A 26,942-nucleotide genomic window follows, 5' to 3' on the forward strand; every position below is an offset into this window, starting at 1 on the left:
CGTGCGCCCGGGGGTGCGCCTCGGCGTCGACGTCGGCCGCGTGCGAGTCGGCGTGGCGCGCAGCGACCCCCACGGGATGCTCGCGACCCCGGTCGAGACGCTCGCCCGGCGCGGCGATGTCGTCGCGGGCATCCGTCGCCTGCTCGACGAGCACGAGGCGGTCGAGCTGATCGTGGGGCTCCCGCTGTCGCTCAGCGGTGGCGAGACCGCGTCGACCGACGACAGTCGCGCGGTCGCCGAGGCTCTGGCGGCCGCGCTCCCCGTGCCGGTGCGGCTCGTCGACGAGCGCCTCACGACCGTCAGCGCGGCACGGGGTCTGCGCGAGTCGGGGCGCACGGCGAAGTCCTCGCGCTCCGTGGTCGACCAGGCCGCCGCTGTTATCCTGCTCCAGCACGCCCTCGACCTCGAGCGCTCGTCCGGGAAACCGCCCGGAGCGCTCGTCGAGCCGCACGAAGGACGACCGCTCGCGTGACCGAGAACGACGCCTGGGACGCCATCCTCCGCCCCGACGCCGCGGACGCCGCCGCGCGTCCGGTCGCACCCTCGGCTGCTGCACCGTCGGGTGCCGCGCCGTCGAGCTCGGGTGAAGGCCCTGCCGCACCGCCCGCGAGCGCCGCCGCCCCGGCCAGCCGTCGCGCCGCGCGTGAGGCCGAGGCGCGGGGCGGACGCTCGCGGCGCGGCGAGCAGGACGGAGCGCCCGCGGACGCCGCACCGCGCCGCCGGCGGCGCTGGCCCGCCGTCCTTGCCGGGGTTCTCGCCTTGCTTCTCGGTGTCGGCGGTGCCGGCGCCTGGTGGGTGTGGACGAACTATGAGGACCAGGTCCGTGAACTCCTGGGCTGGGAGCTGCCGAACGACTACACCGGAACCGGCAACGGAACCGAGGTGCTCGTCACGATCTTCGCGGGCGAGATCGGGGCCGACGTGGCCGAGTCGCTCGTCGAACAGGGCGTCACGATGACCTTCGACGCCTTCTACGACCTGCTGCTCGCGGACGAGTCGATCCAGTTCATCCCCGGCACCTACCGGCTGCAGGAGCAGATGTCGGCCCGGGCCGCGCTCGACGCCCTGCTCGACCCGGCCAACAAGGTCGAGCTGAGCGCGACGGTGCGCGAGGGCCTGCGAGCGGGCGAGGTGATCGAGGCGCTGTCTGCGGGCACGGGCATCCCGCTCGCCGACTACGAGACGGCCATTGCGGACCCGTCGATCTACGGGGTCCCCGCCGAGGCGCCGAACATCGAGGGCTACCTGTTCCCGGCGACGTACACCTTCGAGCCGGACACGACGGCGGAGGACCACATCCGCACCCTCGTCGACGAGACCTTCGCCCGTCTCGACGCCGCGGGCGTCGCGCCGGAGGACCGCCATCGGGTGCTCACGAAGGCCTCGCTCATCCAGCGCGAGGCGCGGCTCGCGGACGATTTCTACAAGGTCAGCCGCGTCGTGCAGAACCGCCTGGACGTCGGCTGGCGCCTCGAGCTCGACTCGACCACGCAGTACGGCGCCGGGGAGAGCGGATCGGTCTGGTCGAGCGGCGACGCCCTCGGCGACGACAACCCGTACAACACCTACGTGATCGAGGGCCTGCCGATCGGGCCGATCGCGGCACCGGGAGACCTGGCCATCGACGCCGCACTCAATCCGGTCGACGGCCCCTGGTTCTTCTTCGTCACCGTCAACCTGGCGACGGGCGAGACCCAGTTCTCCGAGACCCTCGCCGAGCACGAGCAGGGTGTGGCGCGCCTGCGCGAGTGGTGCTCCCAGCCGGACAACGCCGTCTACTGTGCCTAGGCGCCTCGCGGTCGTCGGAAGCCCGATCGCGCACTCGCTCAGCCCGACGCTCCACGCGGCCGCCTACGCCGCGCTCGGCCTCGATTGGGTGTACGAGCGCCACGAGGTCCGCGAGAGCGATCTCGCCGGCTTCCTCGACGGGCTCGATCGCGCGTGGCGCGGGCTCTCCGCGACGATGCCGCTGAAGGAGGAGCTGCTGCGGCTCGCCGACGAGTGGGACGCCCCCGCGGCCCTCACCGGGGCAGCCAACACCGTTCTGCTCGGCGACGACGGCCGCCGCATCGTCCGCAACACCGACGTGGCCGGTATCGAGCGATCGCTCCGGGATGCGGGGCTCGAGAGCGCGGACCACGCGGTCATCGCGGGCGCGGGCGCGACGGCCCGGTCGGTGCTGGTCGCCCTCGACGCCCTCGACCTGCGCTCGGTGACGGTGGCGGTGCGGGAACCCGCCCGGGCGACGGCCTTCCGCGGCCTCGTCGACGAACTGGGGCTGGAGCTCGACATCGTCCGCCTGGGCGCCCTCGAGCACGTCGTCGACGGCGCCGATGTGGTCGCCTGGACCCTGCCGAACGGGGTTCCCCTGCGTGCCGCGCTGCCGTTCGACGCGCGCTCGACGGCCGTCGCCCTCGATGTCACGTACCACCCGTGGCCGGGGCCACTGGCGGCCCAGTGGCTCGAGGTCGGCGGGCGGGTCGCCTCCGGCCGCGACATGCTGCTGCACCAGGCCGTGCGCCAGGTGCGGTTCTTCGTCTCCGGCCAGACCGAGCGGCCGCTCGACGATGAGGCCGCGGTCGAGGCCGCGATGCGCGCGGCACTCGACGCCGCGTAGCCCGCAGGGGTCCGGAGGCGCGGAGCGGGCATCCGGCCCTCGACGCCCATGGGAGGATGGACGCATGCTGCGCTGGTTGACCGCGGGGGAGTCTCACGGCCCCGAACTGATCGCTGTGCTCGAGGGCCTGCCCGCCGGGGTGCCCGTGCTGCGCGAGGCCATCCAGGCCGACCTGCAGCGCCGCAAGCTGGGCTACGGCCGCGGCGCGCGCATGAAGTTCGAGCAGGACGAGCTGTCGATCTCGGGCGGCGTGCGCCACGGGGTGAGCATGGGCAGCCCCATCGCCCTCCGCATCGGCAACACCGAGTGGCCGAAGTGGACCACCGTCATGAGCCCCGACCCGGTCGACCCCGCCGAGTTGAGCGGCGGCCGTGCCGCCCCGCTCACGCGCCCGCGTCCGGGCCACGCCGACCTCGTCGGCATGCAGAAGTACGGATTCGACGAGTCGCGCCCGGTGCTCGAGCGTGCCAGCGCCCGCGAGACCGCCGCCCGGGTCGCTCTGGGCGCCGTCGCCCGCGCGTTCCTCGGCGAGCTGGGCATTCGCCTCGTCGCGCACACGCTCGCCATCGGGCCGGTGCGGGTGCCCGACGACGCCCCCCTGCCGCTGCCCGATGACGTCGACCGGCTCGACGCCGATCCGCTGCGCTGCCTGCACCCGGAGACGAGCGCGGCCATGGTCGCCGAGGTCGATGCCACCCACAAGGACGGTGACACCCTCGGCGGCGTGGTCGAGGTGCTCGCCTACGGCGTGCCTCCGGGGCTCGGCTCTTATGTTCACTGGGACCGCCGCCTCGACGCGCGCCTCGCCGCCGCGCTCATGGGCATCCAGGCCATCAAGGGCGTCGAGGTCGGAGACGGCTTCGAGACCACGCGGCGCCGCGGGTCGTCGGCGCACGACGAGCTGGTCGTGGATGACGGGCTCATCGAGCGCCTGAGCGATCGGGCCGGCGGTACCGAGGGTGGCATGTCGACCGGCACCGTGCTGCGCGTGCGGGCGGGCATGAAGCCGATCGCGACCGTGCCCCACGCTCTGCGCACCGTCGACACCTCGACAGGCGAGGCTGCCCCTGCCCATCACCAGCGCTCCGACGTGTGCGCGGTGCCCGCCGCCGGTGTCGTCGCCGAGGCCATGGTCGCACTCGTGCTCGCCGAGGCGGTCCTCGAGAAGTTTGGCGGCGACTCCGTGGCCGAGACCCGGCGCAACCTCGAGGGCTACCTCGCGGCGATCCCGGCGACCCTCACGACGGCGGTCGCCGACGGCCGTGCCTGAGGCCGCGACCCCCGAGGTTCCGGGGCAGGCGACGACGGATGCGGGCAACCGCCCCCTCGTCGTGCTCATCGGCCCGCCCGCGGCGGGCAAGACCCGCACCGGCAAGCGGGTGGCGCGCGCCCTCGCCGTGCCTTTCATCGACACCGACCGCGTGATCGCGGCCGAGCACGGGCCGATCCCCGCGATCTTCGCCGAGCGGGGCGAGGCCGCCTTCCGTGCGCTCGAGGCCGATGCCGTCGATGCGGCCCTGCGGCAGCGGGCCGTCGTGGCCCTGGGCGGCGGCGCCGTGATGACGCCCTCCGTGGCCGCGGCGCTGCGGGGGCATCCCGTGGTGCTGCTCACCGTCAGCGCGGAGGCCGCGGCCGACCGGCTCGACGCCGAGAGCCGCCCGCTCGTGCGCGACGGCATCGGCGCCTGGGAGTCGCTCGTCGCGCAGCGGATGCCGACCTACACCGCCCTGGCGACGGCGGCCTGGGACACCTCGTCCCAGCCGCTCGACCGCGTCGCCGCTGAGATCGCCGAGTGGGCGCGTGACCGCGCCGCCGCGGCAGGAGGATCATGACCAGCCAGCCCGACCGTCCCGACCGCGACGTGACCGTCATCCCCGTGACCGGAGGATCGCCCTACGAGGTGCGGGTCGGCCGCGGCCTCGTCGCCGAGATCGGCGCGGCCCTGCCCCCTGCTGCGGCCAAGGTGCTCGTGATCCACGCGCCGCCCCTGGCGGAGCAGGCTGAGGCGCTCCGCGAGCGGCTCTCCGGCCGGGTCGAGGTACTGCTCGCCGAGGTGCCCGATGCCGAGGGCGCGAAGCGCGTCGAGGTCGCCGCCTTCTGCTGGCAGATCATGGGCCAGACCGACTTCACCCGCACGGATGCCGTGATCGGCCTGGGCGGGGGAGCGACCACCGACCTCGCGGGCTTCGTCGCCGCGACCTGGCTGCGCGGGGTCGCCGTGATCCAGGTTCCGACCACCGTGCTCGGCATGGTCGATGCCGCCGTCGGAGGCAAGACCGGCATCAACACCGCCGAGGGCAAGAACCTGGTCGGCGCCTTCTGGGCTCCGCACGCCGTCATCGTCGACCTCGACCTGCTCGACGGGCTGCCGCAGAACGAGCTGCTTGCCGGCATGGCCGAGGTCGTCAAGTGCGGTTTCATCGCCGACGAGCGCATCCTCGAGTTGCTCGAGGCCGACGTGCGGGTCGCGACCGACCGCACCAGCGACGTGTTCCGCGAGCTGGTCGAACGCAGCATCCGCGTCAAGGCGACCGTCGTCAGTGACGACTTCACCGAGCAGGGGCAGCGCGAGATCCTGAACTACGGCCACACGCTCGGGCACGCCATCGAGCACGCCGAGCGGTACCGCTGGCGGCACGGCGCGGCCATCGCGATCGGCATGGTCTTCGCCGCCGAGCTCTCGCACCTCGCCGGCAGCCTGGCGAGCGAGCAGGTCGACCGCACCCGGCATATCCTCGCCTCCCTCACCCTTCCGACCAGCTACCCGCTGGGCCGCTGGAAGACCCTGCTCGCGACGATGCAGCGCGACAAGAAGGCACGCGCCGGCATGCTGCGCTTCATCGTGCTCGACGGGGTCGGCCGCCCGCGCGTGCTCAACGGCACGGACGAGTCAATGCTGTTCGCCGCCTACCAGGAGGTCGGCTCGTGAGCCGCGCCGGTAGGGTGACGGCATGACCGCCGCCACCCGGGTGCTCGTTCTCAACGGGCCGAACCTGAACCGCCTCGGCACGCGCGAGCCCGAGATCTACGGCACCGCGACGCTCGCCGAGCTGCACGCCGAGCTCCGTGGCCTGGCCGAGGGCGTCGAGATCGACCTGCGACAGTCCAACGACGAGGCCGAGCTCATCGGCTGGCTCCACGACGCGGTGGATGCCCGCACGCCGGTGATCCTGAACCCCGCCGCGTTCACCCACTACAGCTACGCCCTGCGCGACGCGGTCGCCCTGGTCACCGAGGCGGGCATCCCGGTGATCGAGGTGCATCTGTCGAACCCGCACGCGCGCGAGGAGTTCCGGCACACGAGCGTGATCTCCGGCGTCGCGACGGGCGTCATCGCCGGGTTCGGCTTCGGCTCGTACCGGCTCGCTCTGGTGCACCTTCTCGCCCGGTAGGGGAGTCGGCGCGGCCCTCGGCTAGACTGGCCCGTCGGCGCGACGCGCCCACCTGCGACCTGCACCACGACCCCGACGCGAACGGACCGAAACCCGCCATGGCGACCACGAACGACATCAAGAACGGCAGCGTGCTGAACCTCGACGGCCAGCTCTGGAACGTCATCGAGTTCCAGCACGTCAAGCCCGGCAAGGGCGGCGCGTTCGTGCGCACCAAGCTGAAGAACGTCACCTCGGGCAAGGTCGTCGACAAGACCTTCAACGCCGGCACGAAGGTCGACTTCGCCACTGTCGACCGTCGTGACTACCAGTACCTGTACCAGGACGGCGCAGACTACGTCTTCATGGACACCACCGACTACGACCAGGTGACCGTGCCGGCCTCGGTCGTCGGCGACGCCGCGAACTTCATGCTCGAGAACCAGATCGTCACGATCGCCATGAACGAGGGTGTCGCTCTGTACCTCGACATGCCCGCCTCGGTCGTGCTGGAGGTCACCTACACCGAGCCGGGCCTCCAGGGCGATCGCTCGACCGGCGGCACCAAGCCGGCCACGCTCGAGACCGGCTACGAGATCCAGGTGCCGCTCTTCCTCGAGACCGGCACCCGGGTCAAGGTCGACACCCGCTCGGGCGACTACCTGGGCCGCGTCACCGACTAGTGAGCGCCCGCAGCAAGGCCCGCAAGCGGGCCCTCGACATGCTGTACATCGCCGACGTGCGCCAGGTGCCGCTGAGCACCGTGCTCGACGAGGAGTCGCGACGCGCCGCGGCGCAGCCGCAGCGCTCGTCGAGCTGGCCGTACGCCGAGCAGATCGTGCAGGGGGTCGAGGCCGCGCAGGGCGCGATCGACGCCCTCATCGAGCAGCACGCGGTCGGCTGGACCCTCGCTCGGATGCCCGTCGTGGACCGCGCGATCCTCCGCCTCGCCACCTGGGAGCTCCGTGAGAACGCCGAGGTGCCCACGGCGGTCGTGATCGCCGAGGCGATGGAGCTCGCCAGCGTGCTCTCCACCGACGACAGCGCCCCGTTCGTCAACGGCGTGCTCGGATCGATCGCCGCCGAGCTCCGCGCCTGATACCAGCGCCCGATCCCCGTGCCTGACCACCGCCATCGGGGCACCGTGACGTCCGTGTGACGTTCTGTTTCACTCCGTGTCGTCGCGTGTCGACGCGGTTTGGAGCGGCCCGCGGAGGCCTCCTACGGTGGCGTCATGCCCTCCGACGCGACCCTCGCCCCGACCGCTGCCCCGGCCCTGCCGGTATCGCTGCGCGGGGTCGCGCGCACCTTCCCGCCGACTCGCGGCGGGGATGCCCGCACCGTGCTCCGCGATGTGCAGCTGGAGATCGCTCCCGGCGAGATCGTCGCACTGCTCGGCCCGTCCGGCTGCGGCAAGTCGACCCTGCTCCGGCAGATCAGCGGCCTCGACCGCCCCACCGCGGGAACCCTGACCATCGACCGCACGCCGGTCGCCCCCGCCGATCAGCGCTGCGCTGTCGCCTTCCAGGAGCCGCGGCTGCTGCCCTGGCGCACGGTGGCCCGCAACGTCGAGCTCGGTCTTCCGCGCGGCCTCGACCGCGAGGCGGGGCGTCAGCGTGTCGCCGAGCTGCTCGAGCTCGTCCAGCTCGAGCACGCGGCGGGCCTGAAGCCCCGGGAGATCTCGGGCGGCATGGCCCAGCGCGTCTCGCTGGCCCGAGCGCTCGCCCGCGACCCCGGCGTGCTGCTGCTCGACGAGCCCTTCGGCGCCCTGGACGCCTTGACCCGGCTGACCATGCAGGACCTCCTCGTGGACATCCACCGCGCTCGCCCTGCCACCGTCGTTCTCGTCACGCACGACGTCGACGAGGCGCTGGCCCTCGCCGACCGCGTCGTGCTCCTCGGAACCCGCCATGACCGCCCCGGCGCCACGATCAGCATGATCCTCGATGTGCCCGGCGCCCGCCCCCGCGACCGCGCATCGGTCGTTCTCACCCGCCTCCGGGCGAAGCTGCTCGACGCCCTCGGCGTGCCGAGCCACCACGGCGGCTAGCCGCCCCCTCCAACCGCACCACCCGCACCGCCACCACCATCACCGCTCCACCCACAACCCGGTCGATCGACCGGCAACCGAAAGGCCATCATGAGCACCCGCACCCGTCTGACCCTGCTGACCGCGACCGTCGCCGTGGCCGCCATGGCCATGACCGGCTGCGTGGCCGGCGAGGGCGCCGCTCCCGAGGCCCCGGCCGCGGGTTCTGAGTGGAGCGACACCACGCTGACGCTCGACTTCGCCACCTACAACCCGCTCAGCCTGATCATCAAAGACCAGGGCTGGCTCGAAGCCGAGCTCGGCGACGATGTCACCGTCGAGTGGGTGCAGTCCGCGGGCTCGAACAAGGCCAACGAGGCGCTCCGCGCCGGCGCCATCGACGTCGGCTCGACCGCCGGCTCGGCTGCCCTCCTCGCACGGTCGAACGGCAGCCCGATCCAGACCATCGCCGTCTACACGCAGCCCAACTGGGCGGCGATCGCGGTGCCGACCGGCAGCGACATCACCGAGGTCGCCGACCTCGCCGGGCGCACCGTCGCCGCCACGAAGGGGACGGACCCGTACTTCTTCCTCCTCCAGGCGCTCGCGGAAGCGGGGCTCTCGTTGAACGACATCAGCCTGCAGAACCTGCAGCATGCCGATGGCAAGACCGCGCTCGAGACCGGAGCGGTCGACGCCTGGTCGGGCCTTGACCCGCTGCTGTCGACATCCGTCTACAACGGAGCCGCGACGATCATCTATGACAACGTCGACTTCAACTCCTACGGCTTCCTCAACGCGACGGAGGAGTTCCTCACCTCCAACCCCGACCTCGCGCAGCTCGTCGTGAATGCGTACGAGAAGGCGCGTGCCTGGGCGCTCGAGAACCCCGAGGAGACGGCCGCGATCCTCGCGGAGGTCGCGGGCATCGACGTCGCGATCGCCGAGGCGACGATCGCCCGCACCGTGATCGACATCTCGAACGTGCCGGGCGACGCCCAGCGCGAGGTGCTGGCGGTCATCGGCCCGATCTTCGTCGAGAGCGGCGACGTGCCGAACCAGCAGCTCATCGACGAGGCGCTCGCGTCGCTCTTCAACGACACCTTCGCCACGGCGGCCGACCCGGCTGCGATCGGCTGAGCATGAGCTTCGACGAGCGCGGCGGCGCTCCCGTCCGGCGTCCCTCCTCGGAGGGGCGCCGGACGGGCGTGTCTGCCGATACGTCAGCGGCGGTGGCCGAACCTCGGGTGCGCCGAGCACGACCACGGGCGCGCACCGTCGTGCTGGGCGCGATCCTCCCCGTCGGACTGCTGGCGATCTGGTGGACCCTCTCCGCGACGGCAACCGTACCCAGCTACCTGCTCCCATCTCCGGCCCAGGTCGTCGCTGCTGCTGTCGAGCTTCACCAGCAGGGGCTGCTCTCCACCTACGTCCTCATCTCGATCCAGCGTGTCCTGATCGGCTTCTCGATCGGCGCATCGATCGGCCTCGCGCTCGGAGCGCTCGTGGGCCTCTCGCGGACCGCCTCCGACCTGCTCAGCCCCCTCCTCGGGGCGCTCCGGGCGGTGCCCTCTCTCGCCTGGCTGCCCTTGCTCATCCTCCTGCTCGGCATCTTCGAGACTCCCAAGATCACGCTCATCGCCATCGGCGCGGTCTTCCCGGTGTTCACGGTGGTCTCCGGCGCACTCCGCCACGTGGATCCTCACCTCGTGGAGGTGGGCCGGGCCTTCGGGCTGAGTCGGATGTCACTGCTGACGGATGTGCAGCTGCCGGCGGTCGTGCCCGCGGTCGTCTCCGGGCTTCGTCTCGCTCTTGTTCAGTCGTGGCTCTTCCTGGTCGCCGCCGAGCTCGCGGGCTCGTCCATGGGCCTGGGCTTCCTGCTCAGCGATTCGCAGAACAACGGGCGGATGGATCGGCTCTTCCTCGCGATCATCCTCCTGGGAACCCTGGGCAAGCTCACCGATGCTCTCGTCGGGATCGGCGAGCGCGCCCTGCTCAAGCGCTGGGGCTGACCGGGTCTAGACTGAGCCTGTACGACGTCCTTTAAGCACCGTCCCGTGAGGCGGGGAAGGAGGTCAGGGAATGGCTGCACGCATCGTGCTGCACGACGCTGACATCGCGCGCGCTCTGCGCCGCATCGGCCACGAGATCCTCGAGAGCCGGCGGGGCGATGGCCGTCTCGTCCTGCTCGGCATCCCGACCCGTGGGGTGACCCTCGCCGAGCGCATCCAGCGACTGATCGAGGAGATCGAGCCCGGCGTCTCGGAGGTTGGCGCCCTCGATATCACCCTGTATCGCGACGACCTCGCGCGCACGCCGACCCGCGCACCCGCGCCCACCCGCATCCCCGCGGGGGGAATCGACGACGCGATCGTCGTGCTCGTCGACGACGTGCTCTACTCGGGACGCACCATCCGCGCCGCGCTCGACGCGATCGTCGCCCACGGGCGTCCGCGCGCGGTGCGGCTCGCCGTGCTCGTCGACCGCGGGCACCGCGAGCTGCCGATCCGGGCCGACTTCGTCGGCAAGAACCTGCCCTCCGCGACGAGCGAGCGGGTCTCCGTGCGGCTCAGCGAGGTCGACGGGGTCGAGGAGGTGACGATCGAGCCATGAGGCACCTGCTCAGCACGCGCGACCTCGATCGAGCATCCGCGATTCGCCTGCTCGACGTCGCTGAAGACATGGCCGAGACGGCCGACCGCGCGGTGCGCACCCTGCCGGCGCTGCGCGACAAGACCGTCGTCAACCTGTTCTTCGAAGACTCCACGCGCACCCGGCTGTCGTTCGAGGCGGCGGCGAAGAGGCTCAGCGCCAACGTCATCACCTTCAGCGCCAAGGGCTCCAGCGTGTCGAAGGGCGAGAGCCTCAAGGACACCGCGCAGACGCTGCTCGCGATGGGCGCCGACGCAATCGTCGTTCGGCACCACGACTCGGGAGCCGCGCACCGGCTCGCCAACGCGGGCTGGATCGACGCCGCGATCATCAACGCCGGCGACGGCACGCACGAGCACCCCACGCAGGCTCTGCTCGACGCCTTCACGATGCGGCAGCGGCGGTTCGGCTCCGAGGCCCGTGGGCGCGGCCTCGACGGGCTCCGCATCGTCATCGTCGGCGACATCCTGCACTCGCGCGTCGCCCGCTCGAACGTCTGGCTGCTGCACCTGCTCGGCGCCGAGGTGCACCTCGTCGCCCCGCGCACGCTCCTGCCCACCGGCGTCGCGACCTGGCCGGTCACGGTGCACGAGCACCTCGACGACGCCCTCGCACTCGAGCCCGACGCGGTCATGATGCTGCGCATCCAGACCGAGCGCATGCGCGACGCGTACTTCCCGAACCCGCGCGAGTACGGGCGCGAGTGGGGGCTGACCCACGAGCGTTTCGCCCGGCTCGGCCCCGATACGATGGTCATGCACCCCGGCCCCATGAACCGCGGGCTCGAGATCTCGTCCAGCGCTGCCGACTCCTCGGGGTCGACGGTGCTCGCTCAAGTCACGAACGGGGTGTTCATCCGCATGGCCGTGCTCTACCTGCTCGTCGCCGGTGCCGATGCCGCCATCAGCGCTCCGGGCAACGCCGCGAGTGCCACGGGGGTGACCGGATGACCTCCCTCCTGATCCGCGGCGCCGCCCTCCTCGGCTCCGAGCCGGCCGACCTGCGCGTGCGCGACGGCATCATTGTCGACCGCGGCAGCCTGGCGGTGGAGGCGTCAGAACGGGTCATCGACGCCGCGGGCCTGGTCGCCCTGCCGGGCCTCGTCGACCTGCACACGCACCTGCGCGAGCCGGGCGGCGAGGCGAGCGAGACCGTGCTGACCGGCACGCGCGCGGCGGCGGCCGGTGGCTTCACCGCGGTGCACGCGATGGCGAACACCTCGCCGGTCGCCGACACGGCGGGCGTCGTCGAGCAGGTGCTGCGGCTCGGCGAGCGCGCCGGCTATGCCGAGGTGCGCCCGGTCGGGGCCGTCACGCTGGGCCTCGCGGGCGAGCAGCTCGCCGAGATCGGGGCGATGGCCCGCTCGGCTGCCCGCGTGCGGGTGTTCAGCGATGACGGGCACTGCGTGCACGACCCCCTGCTGATGCGCCGCGCCCTCGAGTACGTCGCCACCTTCGACGGTGTCGTCGCCCAGCACGCGCAGGAGCCGCGGCTCACGGTCGGTGCCCAGATGAACGAGGGCTCGCTCTCGGGCGAGCTGGGCCTGACCGGTTGGCCGGCCGTGGCCGAGGAGGCGATCATCGCCCGCGATGTGCTGCTCGCCGAGCACGTCGGTGCACGGGTGCACATCTGCCACCTCTCGACCGCCGGCTCGGTCGACATCGTGCGCTGGGCGAAGGCGCGCGGCATCGCCGTCACCGCCGAGGTGACCCCGCACCACCTCCTGCTGACGGAGGAGCTCGCCCGCGGGTACGACGCGCGCTTCAAGGTCAACCCGCCGCTGCGGCGCGACGAGGACGTCCAGGCCCTGCGCGCCGCCCTCGCGGACGGCACGATCGACATCGTCGCCACCGACCATGCTCCGCACCCGGCGGAGGCGAAGGAGTGCACCTGGGCCGAGGCCGCCTTCGGCATGGTGGGTCTCGAGTCGGCGCTGAGCGTCGTGCAGCAGGCCGTGGTCGACACCGGGCTGCTCGGGTGGGCCGACGTCGCCCGCGTGCTGTCGACCGGGCCCGCCGCGATCGGGCGTCTCGCGGGCTACGCGAACCCGCTCGCGGTTGGCACCGCGGCGAACCTGACGCTCGTGGATCCTTCTCACCGCCGCACCTGGTCGGTCGACGACCTGCGCGGCCGCAGCACCAACACGCCCTACCGCGACCGCGAGCTGCCGGGTCGGGTCGTCGCCACCGTGTTCCGGGGCGTTCCCACCGTCATCGACGGCGCCGTCGTCGACCCCGACATCGTTGCCGCAGCCCACCTGGAGGTCCGCCGTGGATAGGCTCCTGCCCACCCTCGTCATCGGAGCCGTCATCCTCGGCGTCTTCGGGCTCATGCTGCTCGGCTGGCGCAACCGCCGTCGCCGGCAGGGCGCCGTCGCCCGACCGCTCGTCGCCCCCGCCGCGCTCGGTGCCGCCTCGGTCGTCGTCGAGGGCTGGTACGTCGCGACCACGCTCGCCGACCAGCCGCTCGAGCGCGTCGCCGTGCACGGCCTGGGTTTCCGTGCGCAGGCGAGCGCGGGTGTGCATCCCGAGGGCCTCGTGCTCGCCGTGCGCGGACAGGACCCGATCCTCATCGCCCCGGACGCACTGCGCGGGGCGGGGCGCGCCACCTGGGCCATCGACCGTGTCGTCGAGAAGGACGGCCTCATCCTGATCGGCTGGCTGCTCGGGGACACCCCGGTCGACAGCTACCTGCGCGTGCCGGACACCACCGCGGCCACCGCCCTCGTCACGGCCCTCCAGAGCCTTGTGCCGACCATCCCTTCGGAAGGAATCGCATCGTGACCCGTCCCCCTGCCGTGCTCGTCCTCGAGGACGGCACCCGTTTCCGCGGCCGCGCGTACGGCGCCGAAGGGCGCACGGTCGGCGAGGCCGTCTTCGCCACCGGCATGAGCGGCTACCAGGAGACCCTGACCGACCCGAGCTACGCCGGGCAGATCGTCGTGATGACGGCGCCGCACATCGGCAACACGGGCATGAACGATGATGACCCGGAGTCGCGCCGCATCTGGGTGGAGGGCTTCGTCGTCCGCGACCCCGCCCGCCGCGTCTCCAACTACCGCGCCACCCGTAGCCTCGACGACGACCTGGAGGGCCAGGGCATCGTCGGCATCAGCGGCATCGACACCCGTGCGCTCACCCGCCGCATCCGCGAGGGCGGCGCCATGCGGGCCGGCATCTTCTCGGGCGCGGATGCGGAGCTCAGCGATGACGCACAGCTCGCGATCGTCCGCTCGAGCGCGGAGATGACCGGCCGCAACCTCTCCGCCGAGGTCTCAGTCGACGCCCCGACGGTGATCCCGGCCGAGGGGGAGCCGATCGGCCGGCTCGCCGTGCTCGACCTCGGGGTGAAGCAGGCCACCCTGCGCCACCTGGCGCAGCGCGGCTTCGAGGTGCACGTGATGCCGCAGTCGGTGACGCTCGCGCAACTGCTCGCGATCGAGCCGGTCGCCGTCTTCTACTCGAACGGCCCCGGCGACCCGGCGGCGAGCGACGCCCACGTCGCTCTGCTGCAGGGGGTGCTGCGCGAGGGGCTGCCGTTCTTCGGCATCTGCTTCGGAAACCAGCTGCTGGGCCGGGCCCTGGGCTTCGGCACGTACAAGCTGCCCTACGGCCACCGCGGCATCAACCAGCCGGTGCTCGACAAGGCGACCGGGCGCATCGAGATCACCGCACACAACCACGGCTTCGCCGTCGATGCTCCGCTGGAGGGCGTCGTCGAGAGCCCGGCCGGTTTCGGTCGCGTGGAGGTCAGCCACATCGGCCTGAACGACCAGGTGGTCGAGGGTTTGCGGGCCCTGGACATCCCCGCCTTCTCGGTGCAGTACCACCCGGAGGCGGCGGCGGGCCCGCACGACTCCACCTCCCTGTTCGACCGCTTCCGCGACCTCGTCGTCGCGACGACCCGGAAGGCCGACGCCTGATGCCCAAGCGCGACGACATCCACAGCGTGCTGGTGATCGGCTCGGGCCCGATCGTCATCGGCCAGGCCGCCGAGTTCGACTACTCCGGCACGCAGGCGTGCCGCGTGCTGCGGGCGGAGGGCATCCGGGTGATCCTGGTGAACTCCAACCCGGCCACGATCATGACCGACCCCGATTTCGCCGACGCGACATACATCGAGCCGATCACGCCGGAGGCGATCGAGGCGATCATCGCCAAGGAGAAGCCGGATGCGGTGCTCCCGACCCTCGGCGGTCAGACGGCGCTCAACGCGGCCATCGCGCTGCACGACCGCGGCATTCTCGCGAAGTACGACGTCGAGCTCATCGGGGCCTCCTTCGAGGCGATCCACCGCGCGGAGGACCGCCAGGCGTTCAAGCAGCTCGTCCTCGACGCCGGGGCCGACGTGGCCCGCAGCGCGATCGCGCACACGGTCGATGAGGCCCTCGCCTTCGCGGAGGAGCTCGGCTACCCGGTCGTCATCCGCCCCTCGTTCACGATGGGCGGGCTCGGGTCGGGCTTCGCGCACGACCGCGCGCAGCTGATCCGCATGGTGACCGACGGCCTCCACCAGTCGCCGACGACGGAGGTGCTGCTCGAGGAGTCGATCCTCGGCTGGAAGGAGTACGAGCTCGAGCTCATGCGCGACCGCGCCGACAACACGGTCGTGGTCTGCTCGATCGAGAACGTCGACCCGGTCGGCGTGCACACCGGCGACTCGATCACGGTCGCGCCCGCGCTGACCCTGACCGACCGCGAGTACCAGAACCTTCGCGACATCGGCATCCGCATCATCCGCGACGTCGGCGTCGACACCGGCGGCTGCAACGTTCAGTTCGCCGTCGACCCGGCGACCGGCCGCGTCATCGTCATCGAGATGAACCCGCGCGTCTCGCGCTCGAGCGCCCTCGCCTCGAAGGCCACGGGGTTCCCGATCGCCAAGATCGCCGCGAAGCTCGCCATCGGCTACCGCCTCGACGAGATCCCGAACGACATCACGCGGGTGACCCCGGCGAGCTTCGAGCCGACGCTCGACTACGTCGTCGTGAAGGTGCCCCGCTTCGCCTTCGAGAAGTTCCCGGGCGCCGATGCCGAGCTGACGACGACGATGAAGAGCGTCGGCGAGGCCATGGCGATCGGCCGCAACTACGCCACCGCTCTGCAGAAGGCCCTGCGCAGCCTCGAGAAGCGCGGCAGCAGCTTCCACTGGGAGGGCGAGCCGGGCGACAAGGATGCCCTCCTGACGCTCGCCGCCACCCCCACCGACGGCCGCATCGTGACGGTGCAGCAGGCACTGCGGGCCGGTGCCACGATCGACGAGCTGTTCGCAGCGACGGGCATCGACCCGTGGTTCCTCGACCAGATCGTGCTGATCAACGAGGTGGCCGATGAGCTCGCTGCCGCTCCGGAGTTGACGGCCGACGTGATCCGGTACGCGAAGGAGCACGGCTTCAGCGACGCCCAGGTGGCGCAGCTGCGCGGCCTCGACGAGGCCGCGGTGCGCGCCGCGCGCTGGGCGGCCGGCGTGCGGCCCGTCTTCAAGACGGTCGACACCTGCGCGGGAGAGTTCCCCGCGCTCACCCCGTACCACTACTCGAGCTACGACCTCGAGACCGAGGTGGCGCCGAGCGCCGCCCGCAAGGTCGTCATCCTCGGCTCGGGCCCGAATCGCATCGGCCAGGGCATCGAGTTCGACTACAGCTGCGTGCACGCGAGCTTCGCTCTCCGCGACGCCGGCTTCGAGACGGTCATGATCAACTGCAACCCCGAGACCGTCTCGACCGACTACGACACGAGCGACCGGCTCTACTTCGAGCCGCTCACGCTGGAGGACGTGCTCGAGGTCATCGAGGCCGAACGCGCCTCGGGCGAGCTGGTCGGCGTCATCGTGCAGCTCGGCGGCCAGACCGCTCTCGGCCTGGCGCACGGCCTCGAGCAGGCCGGCGTCCCCATCTTGGGCACCAGCCCGGGGGCGATCGACCTGGCGGAGGAGCGCGGCGCGTTCTCCCGCATCCTTCACGAGGCGGGCCTCACCGCGCCGCGCAACGGCACCGCGACCGACGTCGAGAGCGCCATCGCGATCGCCGAGGGCATCGGCTACCCGGTGCTCGTGCGGCCCAGTTTCGTGCTCGGCGGGCGCGGCATGGAGATCGTCTACGACAGCCCGAGCCTGGTCGACTACTTCGACCGGGTGAAGGACCAGGCGATCATCGGGCCCGATCAGCCGCTGCTGGTCGACCGGTTCCTCGACGATGCCGTCGAGATCGACGTGGACGCGCTGTTCGACGGGGACGAGCTCTACGTCGGCGGCATCATGGAGCACATCGAGGAGGCCGGTGTGCACTCCGGCGACTCGGCGTGCACCCTGCCGCCCGTGACCCTCGGCCGCGACGTCATCGACCGCGTGCGCGCGGCGACCGAGGCGATCGCCCGCGGCATCGGTGTGCGCGGCCTGCTCAACGTGCAGTTCGCCATCGGCGCGGGCGTGCTCTACGTGCTCGAGGCCAACCCGCGCGCCTCCCGCACCGTGCCCTTCGTCTCGAAGGCGCTCGGCATCCCGCTCGCCAAGGCGGCATCGCTCGTCATGACCGGGCGCACGATCCGCGAACTCGTCGGGGAGGGGTTGCTGCCCGCGCGCGACGGCTCGACGGTGCCGCTCGATGCGCCGGTCGCGGTCAAGGAGGCGGTACTGCCGTTCAAGCGCTTCCGCACGCGCGAGGGCGTCATCGTCGACTCGGTGCTCGGCCCTGAGATGCGCTCCACGGGCGAGGTGATGGGCATCGATCGCGACTTCCCCCGCGCGTTCGCGAAGAGCCAGCAGGCGGCCTACGGCGGGCTGCCGACCGAGGGCGTCGTCTTCATCTCGGTCGCCGATCGCGACAAGCGTGCCGTCGTGCTGCCCGCGCTCCGGCTGCGCCAGCTCGGCTTCGAGCTGTGGGCGACCGAGGGCACCAACGAGGTGCTCGCCCGGCACGGCATCGAGGCCCGCGTGGTCCGCAAGCACAGCGGCGCGAGCGACGGCGAGCCGAGCATCGTCGACCTCATCAACGCGGGCGAGGTGGACATCGTCATCAACACCCCGTCGGGCCGCTCCGCGCGCGCCGACGGCATCGAGATCCGCACGGCCACCGTCGCGGCCGACAAACCGCTGATGACGACGATGGCGACGGTCGGTGCAACCGTCGCCTCCATGGAGTCGCAGTCCGGCACCGTGACGGTGACCAGTCTGCAGGACTACGCGATCGCCCGGGCGGGCGGCGCATGACCGGTTTCGGCGAGCGCCTGCGCGCGGTGACGGATGCCCATGGCCGGCTGTGCCTCGGCATCGACCCGCACGCCGAGCTGCTGCGGCAGTGGGGGCTGGGCGACGACGCGGCGGGCGCGCGCGCCTTCGCGTTGCGCGCACTCGCGGCCGCCCGCGGCCGGGTCGGCATCGTGAAGCCGCAGGCCGCGTTCTTCGAGCGGTTCGGCGCCGCCGGCTACGCGGTGCTCGAGGAGATCATCGGCACCGCGCGCGCCGACGGCTTCCTCGTGATCGCCGACGTGAAGCGCGGGGACATCGGATCGACGGCCGCGGCCTACGGACAGGCCTGGCTCGCCCCGGGCTCGCCGCTCGAAGCCGACGCCATGACCGCGGTCGCCTACCAGGGGCTGGGGTCGCTCGACCCGGTGATCGAGCTCGCCGAGGCGCACGGCAAGGGCGTCTTCGTGCTCACCGCGACCTCGAACCCCGAAGGTCGGGGACTCCAGCAGTCGGTCAGCGGCTCCGGGCGCTCGGTTGCGGGCCAGCTGGCCCGCGACGTCGCCGTCCGCAACGCCGGCGCGACCGGCTGGGGTGCTCTCGGGGTCGTGATCGGTGCCACCGAGCCGATCACGGCGAGCGGAATCGATCCCGTGCTGCTGCAGCACACGCCTGTGCTCGGCCCCGGTTTCGGCTACCAGGGAACCCGGCTCGGCACCCTGCGCGACGTCTACGGCGTGGCCGCCGCCTCGGTCATCCCCACCGTCACCCGCAGCGTGCTGAGCGCCGGCCCCGACGGGCTCGAGGCGGCTCTCGACGCGCACCGCGCCGAGCTGGAGCAGGGCGCGTCGTGACCGGAGGCATGCCCGAGGTCGATCGCGCCGCCGCCTCGCGCGCGGCGGTCGCCGCTCGTCGCGCGCGTGCCGCGGTCAAATCGGCTGTCGCGGCGGGGGAGCGGACCGCGCTCGACGTCGCGGAGACCGCGTGGCGCGACCCCGCCAGCGCGGAATCGGGCCTGCGTGTGCCCGAGCTGCTCGGCTCGCTCCGCGGCCTCGGCCCCGCGCGGGTGGCCGAGGTGCTCACCCTGCTCGGCATCGCGCCCGGCAAGCGGGTCGGGGGTCTCGGCCGGCACCAGCGCGCGCGGCTGCGCGAATGGCTGCGGGCTCGGGAGGAGACCCCCGGTCGTGGCCGGCTCGTCGTGCTTGCCGGCCCCACCGCGGTCGGCAAGGGCACGGTTGCGGGCTATATCCGCGCGCATCACCCCGACGTCCTCCTGAGCGTCTCCGCGACCACGCGGGCGCCCCGCCCGGGCGAGGTCGACGGTGTGCACTACTACTTCCTCGACGACGCGGGCTTCGACGACCTCATCGCCCGCGACGAGCTGCTCGAATGGGCGCAGGTGCACAGCGCCGCGCGGTACGGCACGCCGCGGCCGCCCGTCGAGGCGGCGCTCGCATCCGGCCGCAGCGTTCTGCTCGAGATCGATCTGCAGGGGGCGCGCCAGGTGCGCGCCGCGATGCCGGATGCGGTGCTCGTGTTCCTGCTGCCGCCCAGCTGGGAGGAGCTCGTGCGGCGCCTCATCGGCCGCGGCACGGAGACCCCCGAGGAGCAGGCACGTCGCCTCGAGACCGCGCGGGTCGAGCTGGCCGCCCAGGACGAGTTCGACGAGCTCGTCGTCAACGACGATGTCTCGCGCGCGGCGCAGGAGGTCGTAGACTTGCTGGCAGTGCCCAGCGGCGGAGCGCGGCCGTCCGGGCGCGCCGGCTCGGCGCGCTAGACCACAGCGCTAGTGACCACAGCGCCAGTGACCACACCCCGCGGTGACCGCGGCGCACCGAACGAGAGCGAGACACCCATGGCCGACAAGAACTCGGGCATCATCGAGCCCCCCATCGACGAGCTGCTGTCGAAGGTCGACTCGAAGTACCAGCTGGTCATCTTCGCGTCGAAGCGCGCCCGCCAGATCAACGACTACTACGCCGACCTGCACGAGGGCAGCCTGTTCGACAACGTCGGCCCGCTCGTCGACTCGACCGTCGACGACAAGCCGCTCTCGGTCGCGCTGCACGAGATCAACGAGAACAAGCTCGTCCTCACCAAGATCACGGACTAGGCCCGCGCCATGACCCGCTCGGCACCGGCCTCGCCGGAGCGCCTCACGGTCGTGCTGGGCATCACCGGCGGCATCGCCGCCTACAAGGCCGTCGGCGTGGCGCGCGGATTCGTGCGCGCCGGCCATGACGTGCACGTCGTCGCGACCGAGGGGGCGCTGCGCTTCGTCGGTCGTCCGACACTCGAGGCGATCAGCCGCAATCCGGTGCACACCGACCTCTACGAGGGGGTGGCCGAGGTGCGGCACGTCGCCCTCGGTCAGCGGGCCGACCTCATCGTCATCGCGCCGGCGACCGCCCACACGATCGCCTCGCTGGCCGCGGGGCTCGCCGGCGATCTCCTCGGGACGACCGTGCTCGCCAGCTCCGCGCCCCTCGTCATCGCACCGGCGATGCACACCGAGATGTGGGAGCACCCGGCGACCCAGGCGAACATCGCGACGCTGCGTGCTCGGGGTGTCACCATCGTCGGCCCCGAGGCGGGAGCCCTGACCGGCACCGACGTCGGTCCCGGGCGGATGAGCGAGCCGGAGGAGATCGTCGCGCGCGCGCTCGACGTCGTCGGCCCGCACGACCTGGTCGGGCGCCGCATCGTGATCTCGGCGGGCGGCACGCGCGAGCCGCTCGACCCCGTGCGCTACCTCGGCAATCGTTCGAGCGGCCGCCAGGGGGTCTCCCTCGCCGCCGCGGCCCGTGCGCGCGGGGCGGCCGTGACCCTTGTCGGCGCCCACCTCGAAGTGCCCGCGCCCTCGGGTGTCGATCTCATCGCCGTCGCGACGGCCGCCGAGCTCGAGACCGCCATGGCCGCCCAGTCGGCGACCGCGGACACCGTCATCATGGCGGCGGCCGTCGCCGACTTCCGGCCCGCGGCCGTCGCCGAGGGCAAGATCAAGAAGGGCGACGACGGCGCCGGTCTGGTACTGGAGCTCGAGCGCACCCCCGACATCCTCGTGGGGCTCGCCGCCGTCCGGCGCCCGGGTCAGCGCATCGTCGGCTTCGCCGCCGAGACCGAGACGGATGACGACGCGCTGCTGCGCGTCGCCGCCGCCAAGGCGCAGCGGAAGGGCGTCGACCTCCTCGTCGTGAACCGCGTCGGCTGGAGCGAGGGCTTCGGCAGCCCGACGAATGCCGTCATGGTGCTCGATGGCGCCGGTACTGTGGTTGCGCGGGCCGAGGGCGACAAGCTGTCGGTCGCGCACCGTATCCTCGACCTCCTCGCCTGACCACCGCCCGCCACCGCCCGCCACCTCGCGCCGCGGGGCGCCATTCGCCCCCGCGACGCCACTGACGACGACAGGACACCCCCACACCGATGAGCGCGCTGCGACTGTTCACCTCCGAATCGGTCACCGAGGGGCATCCCGACAAGATCTGCGACCAGATCTCCGACAGCATCCTCGACGCGCTGCTCGCCGTCGATCCGCGCAGCCGTGTCGCCGTCGAGACCCTCGTCACCACCGGCCTCGTCCACGTCGCCGGTGAGGTCACGACCAGCGGCTACGTCGACATCCCCGGCATCGTCCGCAAGCGCGTCACCGAGATCGGCTACACCTCCAGCGACGTCTGGTTCGACGGGCGCTCGTGCGGGGTCTCCATCTCGATCGGCGAACAGTCGCCCGACATCGCCCAGGGCGTCGACGCGGCGTTCGAGACCCGCGAGGGCACGAGCACCGATGTCGACGACGCGCAGGGCGCCGGTGACCAGGGCATCATGTTCGGCTATGCGACGACCGAGACGCCCGTGCTCATGCCGCTGCCGATCTGGCTCGCCCACCGCCTGGCCGAGCGGCTCGCGGCCGTGCGCAAGGACGGCACGCTCGACTACCTGGCCCCCGACGGCAAGACGCAGGTGACGATCGGCTACGAGGGTGCCGTGCCCCGAACGGTCGAGACGGTCGTGCTCTCGACGCAGCACCTCCCGGCGGTCAGCACCGCGCAGCTCCGTGAGGACGTCCAGCGCACCATCATCGCCCCGGTGCTCGAGGGCGCTGGATTCGACGCGAGCGTCCCGCGCGTGCTCATCAACCCGACCGGCCGGTTCGAGATCGGCGGTCCGCACGGCGACGCCGGGCTCACCGGGCGCAAGATCATCGTCGACACCTACGGCGGGGCGGCGCGGCACGGCGGTGGCGCCTTCAGCGGCAAGGACCCATCGAAGGTCGACCGTTCGGCGGCCTACGCCATGCGCTGGGTCGCGAAGAACGCCGTCGCGGCCGGGTTCGCCGACCGGCTCGAGTTGCAGGTGGCCTACGCGATCGGCACGGCCGCCCCGGTCGGCCTGTACGTCGAGACCTTCGGCACCGGCCACCTCGATGACGAGCGCATCATCGCCGCGATCCGCGAGGTGTTCGATCTCCGGCCCGCCGCGATCATCCGCGACCTCGAGCTGCTGCAGCCGATCTACGCGGCCACGAGCTCGTACGGTCACTTCGGCCGTGAACTGCCCGGCTTCACCTGGGAGCGCCTCGACCGCGTCGACGAGCTGCGGTCGGCGGCCGGGATCTGACCGTGTTCGAGCGGGCCATTGCACGGGTCCTGCTCGACTCGCCCCTGCCGCAGCTCGACCGGCTCTTCGACTATCGGATCCCCGCGCAGTGGGTCGCCGACGCGCGTCCCGGCGTGCGGGTGCTGGTCCCCCTGCGCTCCGCCGGCCGCCAGGCGCGCGGCTGGATCGTCGAGGTCGTCGCCGAGGGCGACGAGGGCTACGACGGCGTGCTCAGCGAGCTCGATGAGGTCGTCTCGCCCGTGCCGGTGCTCGACCCGGCGGTGTGGCGGCTGATCCGCCGCGCCGCCGACCGCGCGGCCGGGGTGGCCAGCGACCTCGTGCGCCTGGCGGTCCCGCCCCGGCAGGTGCGGGTGGAGAAGAGCTGGGCGGCCCACCGGGCCGAGAGCGTCCCTCCGCGGGTGCCCGCTCCCGCCGTGCCCAGCATCCGCGGGTACCCGTCCGCTGCCCTGCGGCCCCTACTCGAGTCCCTCGGGGAGCCCGGCCTCGCGCCCGCCCGCGTCGCCCTCACGGGCATCCCCGCGCCCGCCGAGCTCGCCCCCGGCGTGTGGGGGCCGACGGCGCTGCGCACCCTCGCCGAGCTCGCTGCCGCCACTCTGGCGGCTGGGCGGAGCGCGATCGTCAGCGCCCCCGACTACCGCGACCTCGACCACCTCGCGGCCGCTCTCGGCCCGCTCGTGGCTGCCGAGGCGGTCGTGCGCCTCGATGCCAGCCAGCCGGCGGCCGCCCGCTACCGCGCCTTCCTCCGAACGCTCGAGGGCGAGCCGGTCATCATCATCGGCAACCGGGCGGCGCTGCTCGCGCCCGCCCCGCTGCTCGGGCTCATCGCGGTCTGGGATGACGGGGACGGCCTGCACGCCGAGCCGCACGCGCCCGGCATCCACAGCCGCGACCTCGCCCTGCTGCGGCAGGAGCAGAGCGGCTGCGCGCTCGTGCTCGCCGCCCACGCCCGCAGCACCGACACGCAGCGGCTCCTCGAGCTGGGCTGGCTCACGGCGCTCGAGCCCGCCGGTCGGTGGCGGCGGCGCATCACCCCGACCGCGCAGCAGACGGGCGGCCAGCAGGCCCCGGCCCGCATCCCCTCGACCGCGTGGCGCACGGTCTCCGATGCGCTCGGCCGCGGACCGGTGCTCGTGCAGGTGGCACGGCCCGGTCACACGCCGGGACTCGCCTGCACCCGCTGCGGCGAGACGGCCCGCTGCACGGCCTGCCGGGGCCCGCTGGCCATCGCGCGCAGCGGGGGAGCCCCCGGGTGCCGCTGGTGCGGCGCGCTCGCGGTCGGCTGGCGCTGCGCGACGTGCGAGGGAGACCGCTGGCGACCTGTCGGCCGTGGCTCGACCCGCACGGCCGACGAGCTGGGCCGGGCCTTCCCCGGCGCGCGCGTGGTCGTCTCCGACGGCGAGACCCCGCTGCAGGAGGCCCCGGGCGGTCGGACGCTCGTGGTCGCCACGCGGGGCGCCGAACCCGTCGTCCCGGGCGGCTACCGCGCCGTTCTGCTCCTCGATGGCGAGGGGATGCTCGCCCGCGAGAGCCTCCGGGTCGTCGAGGACTGCGTGCGCTGGTGGTCGAACGCCGCCGCCCTCGCCGCGCCCGACGCCCCGGTGCTGCTGGTCGGCGTCGGCGGGCCGGTCGCCACCGCACTCGCCACCGGGCACCCCGAGACGATCGCCGCCGCCGAGCTCGCCGACCGTCGGCAGCTGCGTTTTCCACCCGCGGTGCGGGTCGCCGCCGTCGCGGGGGAGCCGAGCGCCGTGCAGCGCGCCCTCGCCGCGCTCGACGAGCTGGACGGGGTCGACGTGCTCGGCCCGATCGAGCTCGAGGCGGGCCGGGTGCGGGCGATCGTCCGTTTCGACTACGCGCGCGGGTCCGAGGTCGCGACGCTGCTCAAGGCCGAGCTCGTCCGCGGCGCCACGGCCCGCGCGCCGCGCCTCCCGGGGTCGCCGCCGCGCCGCCGGGTGCCCGCACTGCGGGTCCGGCTCGACGACTCCGAGCCCTTCGACGACCCGGGTGGGCGCGGCGTCACGACGGCCGGGTGACTCGGCGGCGCGCCGAGGGGGAGCGGGCATCCGGTTGAATGGAGCCGTGATCCCTCTGCGCCTGGTGATGGCCGGCAGTCCTGCCGCCGCCGTGCCGACCCTGACCGCGCTCGCGGCGGGCCCGCACACGATCGAGCGCGTCATCACCCGGCCGCCGACTCCCCAGGGTCGCCGCCGCACCCTCACACCCACGCCGGTCGCCGATGAGGCGGCCCGCCTGGGAATCCCGGTGCTCGAGGCGCGGCGTCTCGACGAGATCGAAGCCGATCTCCAGGCGCTTCCGGTCGACCTCGGCGTCATCGTCGCCTACGGCGCCCTGGTCCGTGAGCCGCTGCTGAGCTGGCCGCGCCTCGGCTGGATCAACCTGCACTTCTCGTTGCTGCCGCGCTGGCGCGGGGCGGCGCCGGTGCAGCACGCGGTGATCGCCGGCGACGCCGAGACGGGCGCCACGGTCTTCCAGCTCACGGCGGGCCTCGACGAGGGCGACTGGTACGCGCGCCTCACGACCCCGATCGGCGCCCACCGCACGGCGGGCTCGCTGCTCGACGAACTGAGTCGCTCCGGCGCCGACCTCGTGCGCCAGGTCGTCGATGACCTGGCCGCCGGCACCGCCGTCCCTCACCCCCAGGAGGGCACGCCGACCGCGGCGCCCAAGCTGCATCGCGAGGATGCGGCGCTGCGCTTCACCGAGCCCGCCGACGCCGTGCACGCGCGGCTCCGCGGGGTGACTCCGGAGCCGGGCGCCTTCTGCCACTGGGGCGAGCAGACGCTGAAGATCCACGAGGCGACGATCGCGCGGGATGCTCCCGCCCTGCCGCCCGGAGCGCTCCGCCGCGACGGCACCCGTGTGCTGGTCGGCACCGCCACCCAGCCCCTCGAGCTGCTCCGCGTGCAGCCGGCCGGCAAGCAGGCGATGCCCGCCGCCGACTGGGCGCGGGGCTGGCCCGCGGGCGCGCCGACGGAGCTCGCGTGACGCCGCCCGACGCGGACCGGCCCCCGAGCCCACGCCGCCCCGCCCGCGGAGGCTCCCGGTCGGCGAGCTCTCCGCGCACGATCGCGCTCGACGTCATCCGTGCGGTCTCGGCCGACGACGCCTACGCCAACCTCGTGCTGCCGTCGCGCCTGCGCCGCGCACGCCTGTCGCCGGGCGACGCGGCGCTCGCGACCGAGCTCACCTACGGCACGCTGCGCCGCCGCGGCCACTACGACCGGGTGATCGAGCGCGCGGCCGCCCGCCCGCTCGACACCATCGACCCCGTCGTGCGCGACATCCTCGCTCTCGGCGCACACCAGCTGCTCGGCATGCGCACGCCCGCGCACGCCGCCGTCGATGAGACGGTCTCCCTCGCCCGGGGCGCGGGGGCGACCCGCGCCACCGGCTTCATCAACGCTGTGCTGCGCACCATCAGCCGCGCCGACGACGCCACCTGGGTCGCCCGCCTGCTCGACGGCGTCGACGATGTTGATGAGCGTCTGGCCGTCGAGCACGCCCACCCCGCCTGGGTCGTCGCCGCCCTGCGGTCGGCTCTCGAGCGCGAAGGGCGCGCGGGGGAGCTCGAGCAGCTGCTCGCCGCCGACAACGTGCCCGCCCGCGTCACCCTCGTCGCCCTCCCCGGACTGAGCACCCCCGAGCAGATCGGCGCTCCTGCCGCCAGCGCGCCGACCGCCGCGATCGCGGCCGCGGGCGATCCGGGAGCGCACCCGCTCGTCGCGGCGGGCCGAGCCCGGGTGCAGGACGAGGGCTCGCAGCTCGCCGCCCTCGCGCTGTCGCGCGTGCGCGGGGTCGTGCCGGGCGAGCGCTGGATCGATCTCTGCGCCGGGCCGGGCGGCAAGGCGGCGCTTCTCGCCGCGGAGGCGCACCAGGGCGGGGCGCAGCTCGTCGCCAACGAGGTCGTGCCGGCGCGCGCCGGCCTGGTGCGGCAGGCGCTCGCGGCCGTCGACCCGAGCGTCGCGGTGCGGGTCGGCGACGGCCGCACTGTGGGGGAGGCCGAGCCGGGTCGCTACGACCGCATCCTGCTCGACGCCCCGTGCACGGGTCTGGGAGCGCTCCGCCGCCGGCCCGAGGCGCGCTGGCGCAAGACCGCCGCCGACGTCGCACCGCTCGCGCAGCTGCAGGGCGAGCTGCTGCGCAGCGCGGTCGCCGCGCTCGCGCCGGGGGGAGTGCTCGCCTACGTCACGTGCTCCCCGCATCCCGCCGAGACCACCGCGATCGTGGATGCCCTCCTCGCCGACCCCGCCTGCCCGGTGACCCCGCTCGACACCCGGGCCGTGCTGTCCCGCATCGCCTGCACCCCGCTCGACCTGGGCGAGCTCCCGCACGGAGCCGCGCAGCTCTGGCCGCACCGGCACGGAACCGACGCGATGTTCATCCAGCTCCTGCAGCGCGCCTGACGGGGAGCGCGCGGCCCCGCGCGAGCATCCGCCGTCGCTACGCTGACACC

Annotated in this window: 26 protein-coding genes; all 26 read left to right on the top strand. The window is 73.1% G+C overall.

Features of this window, described 5'->3' with window-relative positions; genetic code table 11:
• The first annotated feature begins 1 nt into the window (after window position 1).
• Window positions 2–472 (top strand): Holliday junction resolvase RuvX, encoded by a 471-nt coding sequence (ruvX, locus tag BJ959_RS00820; protein WP_183321816.1) that lies wholly within the window; start codon window positions 2–4, stop codon window positions 470–472.
• Complete coding sequence (gene mltG / locus BJ959_RS00825) at window positions 469–1,788, top strand: endolytic transglycosylase MltG (RefSeq protein ID WP_153981160.1); 1,320 nt, start codon at window positions 469–471, stop codon at window positions 1,786–1,788. Before ruvX ends, mltG begins: the two co-directional genes overlap by 4 nt.
• The gene (locus BJ959_RS00830; RefSeq protein ID WP_153981159.1) at window positions 1,781–2,617 is read left to right on the top strand and encodes a shikimate dehydrogenase; all 837 of its coding nucleotides are present in this window, start codon (window positions 1,781–1,783) and stop codon (window positions 2,615–2,617) included. Before mltG ends, BJ959_RS00830 begins: the two co-directional genes overlap by 8 nt.
• A 64-nt stretch (window positions 2,618–2,681) precedes the next feature.
• Window positions 2,682–3,887, top strand: a complete 1,206-nt coding sequence (gene aroC, locus BJ959_RS00835; protein WP_153981158.1) for a chorismate synthase — start codon at window positions 2,682–2,684, stop codon at window positions 3,885–3,887.
• Window positions 3,880–4,449, top strand: coding sequence for a shikimate kinase (locus BJ959_RS00840; RefSeq protein ID WP_341799846.1), 570 nt, complete (start codon window positions 3,880–3,882; stop codon window positions 4,447–4,449). The genes aroC and BJ959_RS00840 overlap by 8 nt, the downstream gene beginning before the upstream one ends.
• On the top strand, window positions 4,446–5,546 hold the full coding sequence (aroB, locus tag BJ959_RS00845; protein ID WP_153981157.1) for a 3-dehydroquinate synthase: 1,101 nt from the start codon (window positions 4,446–4,448) through the stop codon (window positions 5,544–5,546). The genes BJ959_RS00840 and aroB overlap by 4 nt, the downstream gene beginning before the upstream one ends.
• A gap of 22 nt (window positions 5,547–5,568) precedes the next feature.
• Entirely contained in the window at window positions 5,569–6,009 is a 441-nt protein-coding gene (gene aroQ / locus BJ959_RS00850; protein ID WP_153981156.1) for a type II 3-dehydroquinate dehydratase, read from the top strand.
• Window positions 6,010–6,107: 98 nt separating this feature from the next.
• A complete protein-coding gene (gene efp / locus BJ959_RS00855) occupies window positions 6,108–6,671 on the top strand; it encodes an elongation factor P (protein WP_153981155.1) in 564 nt (187 codons plus the stop codon).
• A complete protein-coding gene (nusB, locus tag BJ959_RS00860) occupies window positions 6,671–7,087 on the top strand; it encodes a transcription antitermination factor NusB (protein ID WP_153981154.1) in 417 nt (138 codons plus the stop codon). The genes efp and nusB overlap by 1 nt, the downstream gene beginning before the upstream one ends.
• Window positions 7,088–7,222: 135 nt before the next feature.
• On the top strand, window positions 7,223–8,038 hold the full coding sequence (locus tag BJ959_RS00865) for an ABC transporter ATP-binding protein (protein ID WP_153981153.1): 816 nt from the start codon (window positions 7,223–7,225) through the stop codon (window positions 8,036–8,038).
• Window positions 8,039–8,128: 90 nt separating this feature from the next.
• Window positions 8,129–9,157, top strand: coding sequence for an aliphatic sulfonate ABC transporter substrate-binding protein (locus BJ959_RS00870; RefSeq protein ID WP_153981152.1), 1,029 nt, complete (start codon window positions 8,129–8,131; stop codon window positions 9,155–9,157).
• A 2-nt stretch (window positions 9,158–9,159) separates the two neighbouring features.
• A complete protein-coding gene (locus tag BJ959_RS00875) occupies window positions 9,160–10,029 on the top strand; it encodes an ABC transporter permease (RefSeq protein WP_153981151.1) in 870 nt (289 codons plus the stop codon).
• A gap of 70 nt (window positions 10,030–10,099) precedes the next feature.
• Window positions 10,100–10,630, top strand: coding sequence for a bifunctional pyr operon transcriptional regulator/uracil phosphoribosyltransferase PyrR (gene pyrR / locus BJ959_RS00880; protein ID WP_153981150.1), 531 nt, complete (start codon window positions 10,100–10,102; stop codon window positions 10,628–10,630).
• The gene (locus BJ959_RS00885; RefSeq protein WP_153981149.1) at window positions 10,627–11,619 is read left to right on the top strand and encodes an aspartate carbamoyltransferase catalytic subunit; all 993 of its coding nucleotides are present in this window, start codon (window positions 10,627–10,629) and stop codon (window positions 11,617–11,619) included. The genes pyrR and BJ959_RS00885 overlap by 4 nt, the downstream gene beginning before the upstream one ends.
• Window positions 11,616–12,947: a dihydroorotase gene (locus BJ959_RS00890; RefSeq protein ID WP_153981148.1), complete on the top strand. Its 1,332-nt coding sequence runs from the start codon at window positions 11,616–11,618 to the stop codon at window positions 12,945–12,947. The genes BJ959_RS00885 and BJ959_RS00890 overlap by 4 nt, the downstream gene beginning before the upstream one ends.
• Window positions 12,940–13,452, top strand: coding sequence for a PH-like domain-containing protein (locus BJ959_RS00895; protein WP_153981147.1), 513 nt, complete (start codon window positions 12,940–12,942; stop codon window positions 13,450–13,452). Before BJ959_RS00890 ends, BJ959_RS00895 begins: the two co-directional genes overlap by 8 nt.
• Window positions 13,449–14,591 (top strand): glutamine-hydrolyzing carbamoyl-phosphate synthase small subunit, encoded by a 1,143-nt coding sequence (carA, locus tag BJ959_RS00900; RefSeq protein ID WP_153981146.1) that lies wholly within the window; start codon window positions 13,449–13,451, stop codon window positions 14,589–14,591. The genes BJ959_RS00895 and carA overlap by 4 nt, the downstream gene beginning before the upstream one ends.
• Window positions 14,591–17,875 (top strand): carbamoyl-phosphate synthase large subunit, encoded by a 3,285-nt coding sequence (carB, locus tag BJ959_RS00905; RefSeq protein WP_153981145.1) that lies wholly within the window; start codon window positions 14,591–14,593, stop codon window positions 17,873–17,875. The genes carA and carB overlap by 1 nt, the downstream gene beginning before the upstream one ends.
• On the top strand, window positions 17,872–18,705 hold the full coding sequence (gene pyrF / locus BJ959_RS00910) for an orotidine-5'-phosphate decarboxylase (protein WP_153981144.1): 834 nt from the start codon (window positions 17,872–17,874) through the stop codon (window positions 18,703–18,705). Before carB ends, pyrF begins: the two co-directional genes overlap by 4 nt.
• Window positions 18,706–18,713: 8 nt before the next feature.
• The gene (gmk, locus tag BJ959_RS00915) at window positions 18,714–19,628 is read left to right on the top strand and encodes a guanylate kinase (RefSeq protein WP_153981247.1); all 915 of its coding nucleotides are present in this window, start codon (window positions 18,714–18,716) and stop codon (window positions 19,626–19,628) included.
• Between the two features lie 78 nt (window positions 19,629–19,706).
• Window positions 19,707–19,964 (top strand): DNA-directed RNA polymerase subunit omega, encoded by a 258-nt coding sequence (gene rpoZ / locus BJ959_RS00920; protein ID WP_153981143.1) that lies wholly within the window; start codon window positions 19,707–19,709, stop codon window positions 19,962–19,964.
• A gap of 9 nt (window positions 19,965–19,973) precedes the next feature.
• Window positions 19,974–21,185 (top strand): bifunctional phosphopantothenoylcysteine decarboxylase/phosphopantothenate--cysteine ligase CoaBC, encoded by a 1,212-nt coding sequence (coaBC, locus tag BJ959_RS00925; protein WP_153981142.1) that lies wholly within the window; start codon window positions 19,974–19,976, stop codon window positions 21,183–21,185.
• Between the two features lie 89 nt (window positions 21,186–21,274).
• A complete protein-coding gene (metK, locus tag BJ959_RS00930; protein ID WP_153981141.1) occupies window positions 21,275–22,468 on the top strand; it encodes a methionine adenosyltransferase in 1,194 nt (397 codons plus the stop codon).
• A gap of 2 nt (window positions 22,469–22,470) precedes the next feature.
• Window positions 22,471–24,501 (top strand): primosomal protein N' family DNA-binding protein, encoded by a 2,031-nt coding sequence (locus BJ959_RS00935; RefSeq protein ID WP_153981140.1) that lies wholly within the window; start codon window positions 22,471–22,473, stop codon window positions 24,499–24,501.
• Between the two features lie 55 nt (window positions 24,502–24,556).
• A complete protein-coding gene (gene fmt, locus BJ959_RS00940) occupies window positions 24,557–25,474 on the top strand; it encodes a methionyl-tRNA formyltransferase (RefSeq protein WP_153981246.1) in 918 nt (305 codons plus the stop codon).
• The gene (locus tag BJ959_RS00945) at window positions 25,471–26,892 is read left to right on the top strand and encodes a transcription antitermination factor NusB (protein WP_153981139.1); all 1,422 of its coding nucleotides are present in this window, start codon (window positions 25,471–25,473) and stop codon (window positions 26,890–26,892) included. The genes fmt and BJ959_RS00945 overlap by 4 nt, the downstream gene beginning before the upstream one ends.
• The last annotated feature ends 50 nt before the right edge of the window (window positions 26,893–26,942 follow it).

Origin of the sequence: Microcella frigidaquae (genome assembly GCF_014200395.1) — a bacterium.
Classification (GTDB): domain Bacteria; phylum Actinomycetota; class Actinomycetes; order Actinomycetales; family Microbacteriaceae; genus Microcella; species Microcella frigidaquae.

Excerpts from the sequence above, each read along its gene's own strand:
- aroC (WP_153981158.1), top strand. The coding sequence starts at position 2,682 with ATGCTGCGCTGGTTGACCGCGGGGGAGTCTCACGGCCCCGAACTGATC.
- aroB (WP_153981157.1), top strand. The coding sequence starts at position 4,446 with ATGACCAGCCAGCCCGACCGTCCCGACCGCGACGTGACCGTCATCCCC.
- aroQ (WP_153981156.1), top strand. The coding sequence starts at position 5,569 with ATGACCGCCGCCACCCGGGTGCTCGTTCTCAACGGGCCGAACCTGAAC.
- efp (WP_153981155.1), top strand. The coding sequence starts at position 6,108 with ATGGCGACCACGAACGACATCAAGAACGGCAGCGTGCTGAACCTCGAC.
- BJ959_RS00865 (WP_153981153.1), top strand. The coding sequence starts at position 7,223 with ATGCCCTCCGACGCGACCCTCGCCCCGACCGCTGCCCCGGCCCTGCCG.
- BJ959_RS00870 (WP_153981152.1), top strand. The coding sequence starts at position 8,129 with ATGAGCACCCGCACCCGTCTGACCCTGCTGACCGCGACCGTCGCCGTG.
- BJ959_RS00875 (WP_153981151.1), top strand. The coding sequence starts at position 9,160 with ATGAGCTTCGACGAGCGCGGCGGCGCTCCCGTCCGGCGTCCCTCCTCG.
- pyrR (WP_153981150.1), top strand. The coding sequence starts at position 10,100 with ATGGCTGCACGCATCGTGCTGCACGACGCTGACATCGCGCGCGCTCTG.
- BJ959_RS00885 (WP_153981149.1), top strand. The coding sequence starts at position 10,627 with ATGAGGCACCTGCTCAGCACGCGCGACCTCGATCGAGCATCCGCGATT.
- BJ959_RS00890 (WP_153981148.1), top strand. The coding sequence starts at position 11,616 with ATGACCTCCCTCCTGATCCGCGGCGCCGCCCTCCTCGGCTCCGAGCCG.
- carB (WP_153981145.1), top strand. The coding sequence starts at position 14,591 with ATGCCCAAGCGCGACGACATCCACAGCGTGCTGGTGATCGGCTCGGGC.
- pyrF (WP_153981144.1), top strand. The coding sequence starts at position 17,872 with ATGACCGGTTTCGGCGAGCGCCTGCGCGCGGTGACGGATGCCCATGGC.
- gmk (WP_153981247.1), top strand. The coding sequence starts at position 18,714 with ATGCCCGAGGTCGATCGCGCCGCCGCCTCGCGCGCGGCGGTCGCCGCT.
- rpoZ (WP_153981143.1), top strand. The coding sequence starts at position 19,707 with ATGGCCGACAAGAACTCGGGCATCATCGAGCCCCCCATCGACGAGCTG.
- coaBC (WP_153981142.1), top strand. The coding sequence starts at position 19,974 with ATGACCCGCTCGGCACCGGCCTCGCCGGAGCGCCTCACGGTCGTGCTG.
- metK (WP_153981141.1), top strand. The coding sequence starts at position 21,275 with ATGAGCGCGCTGCGACTGTTCACCTCCGAATCGGTCACCGAGGGGCAT.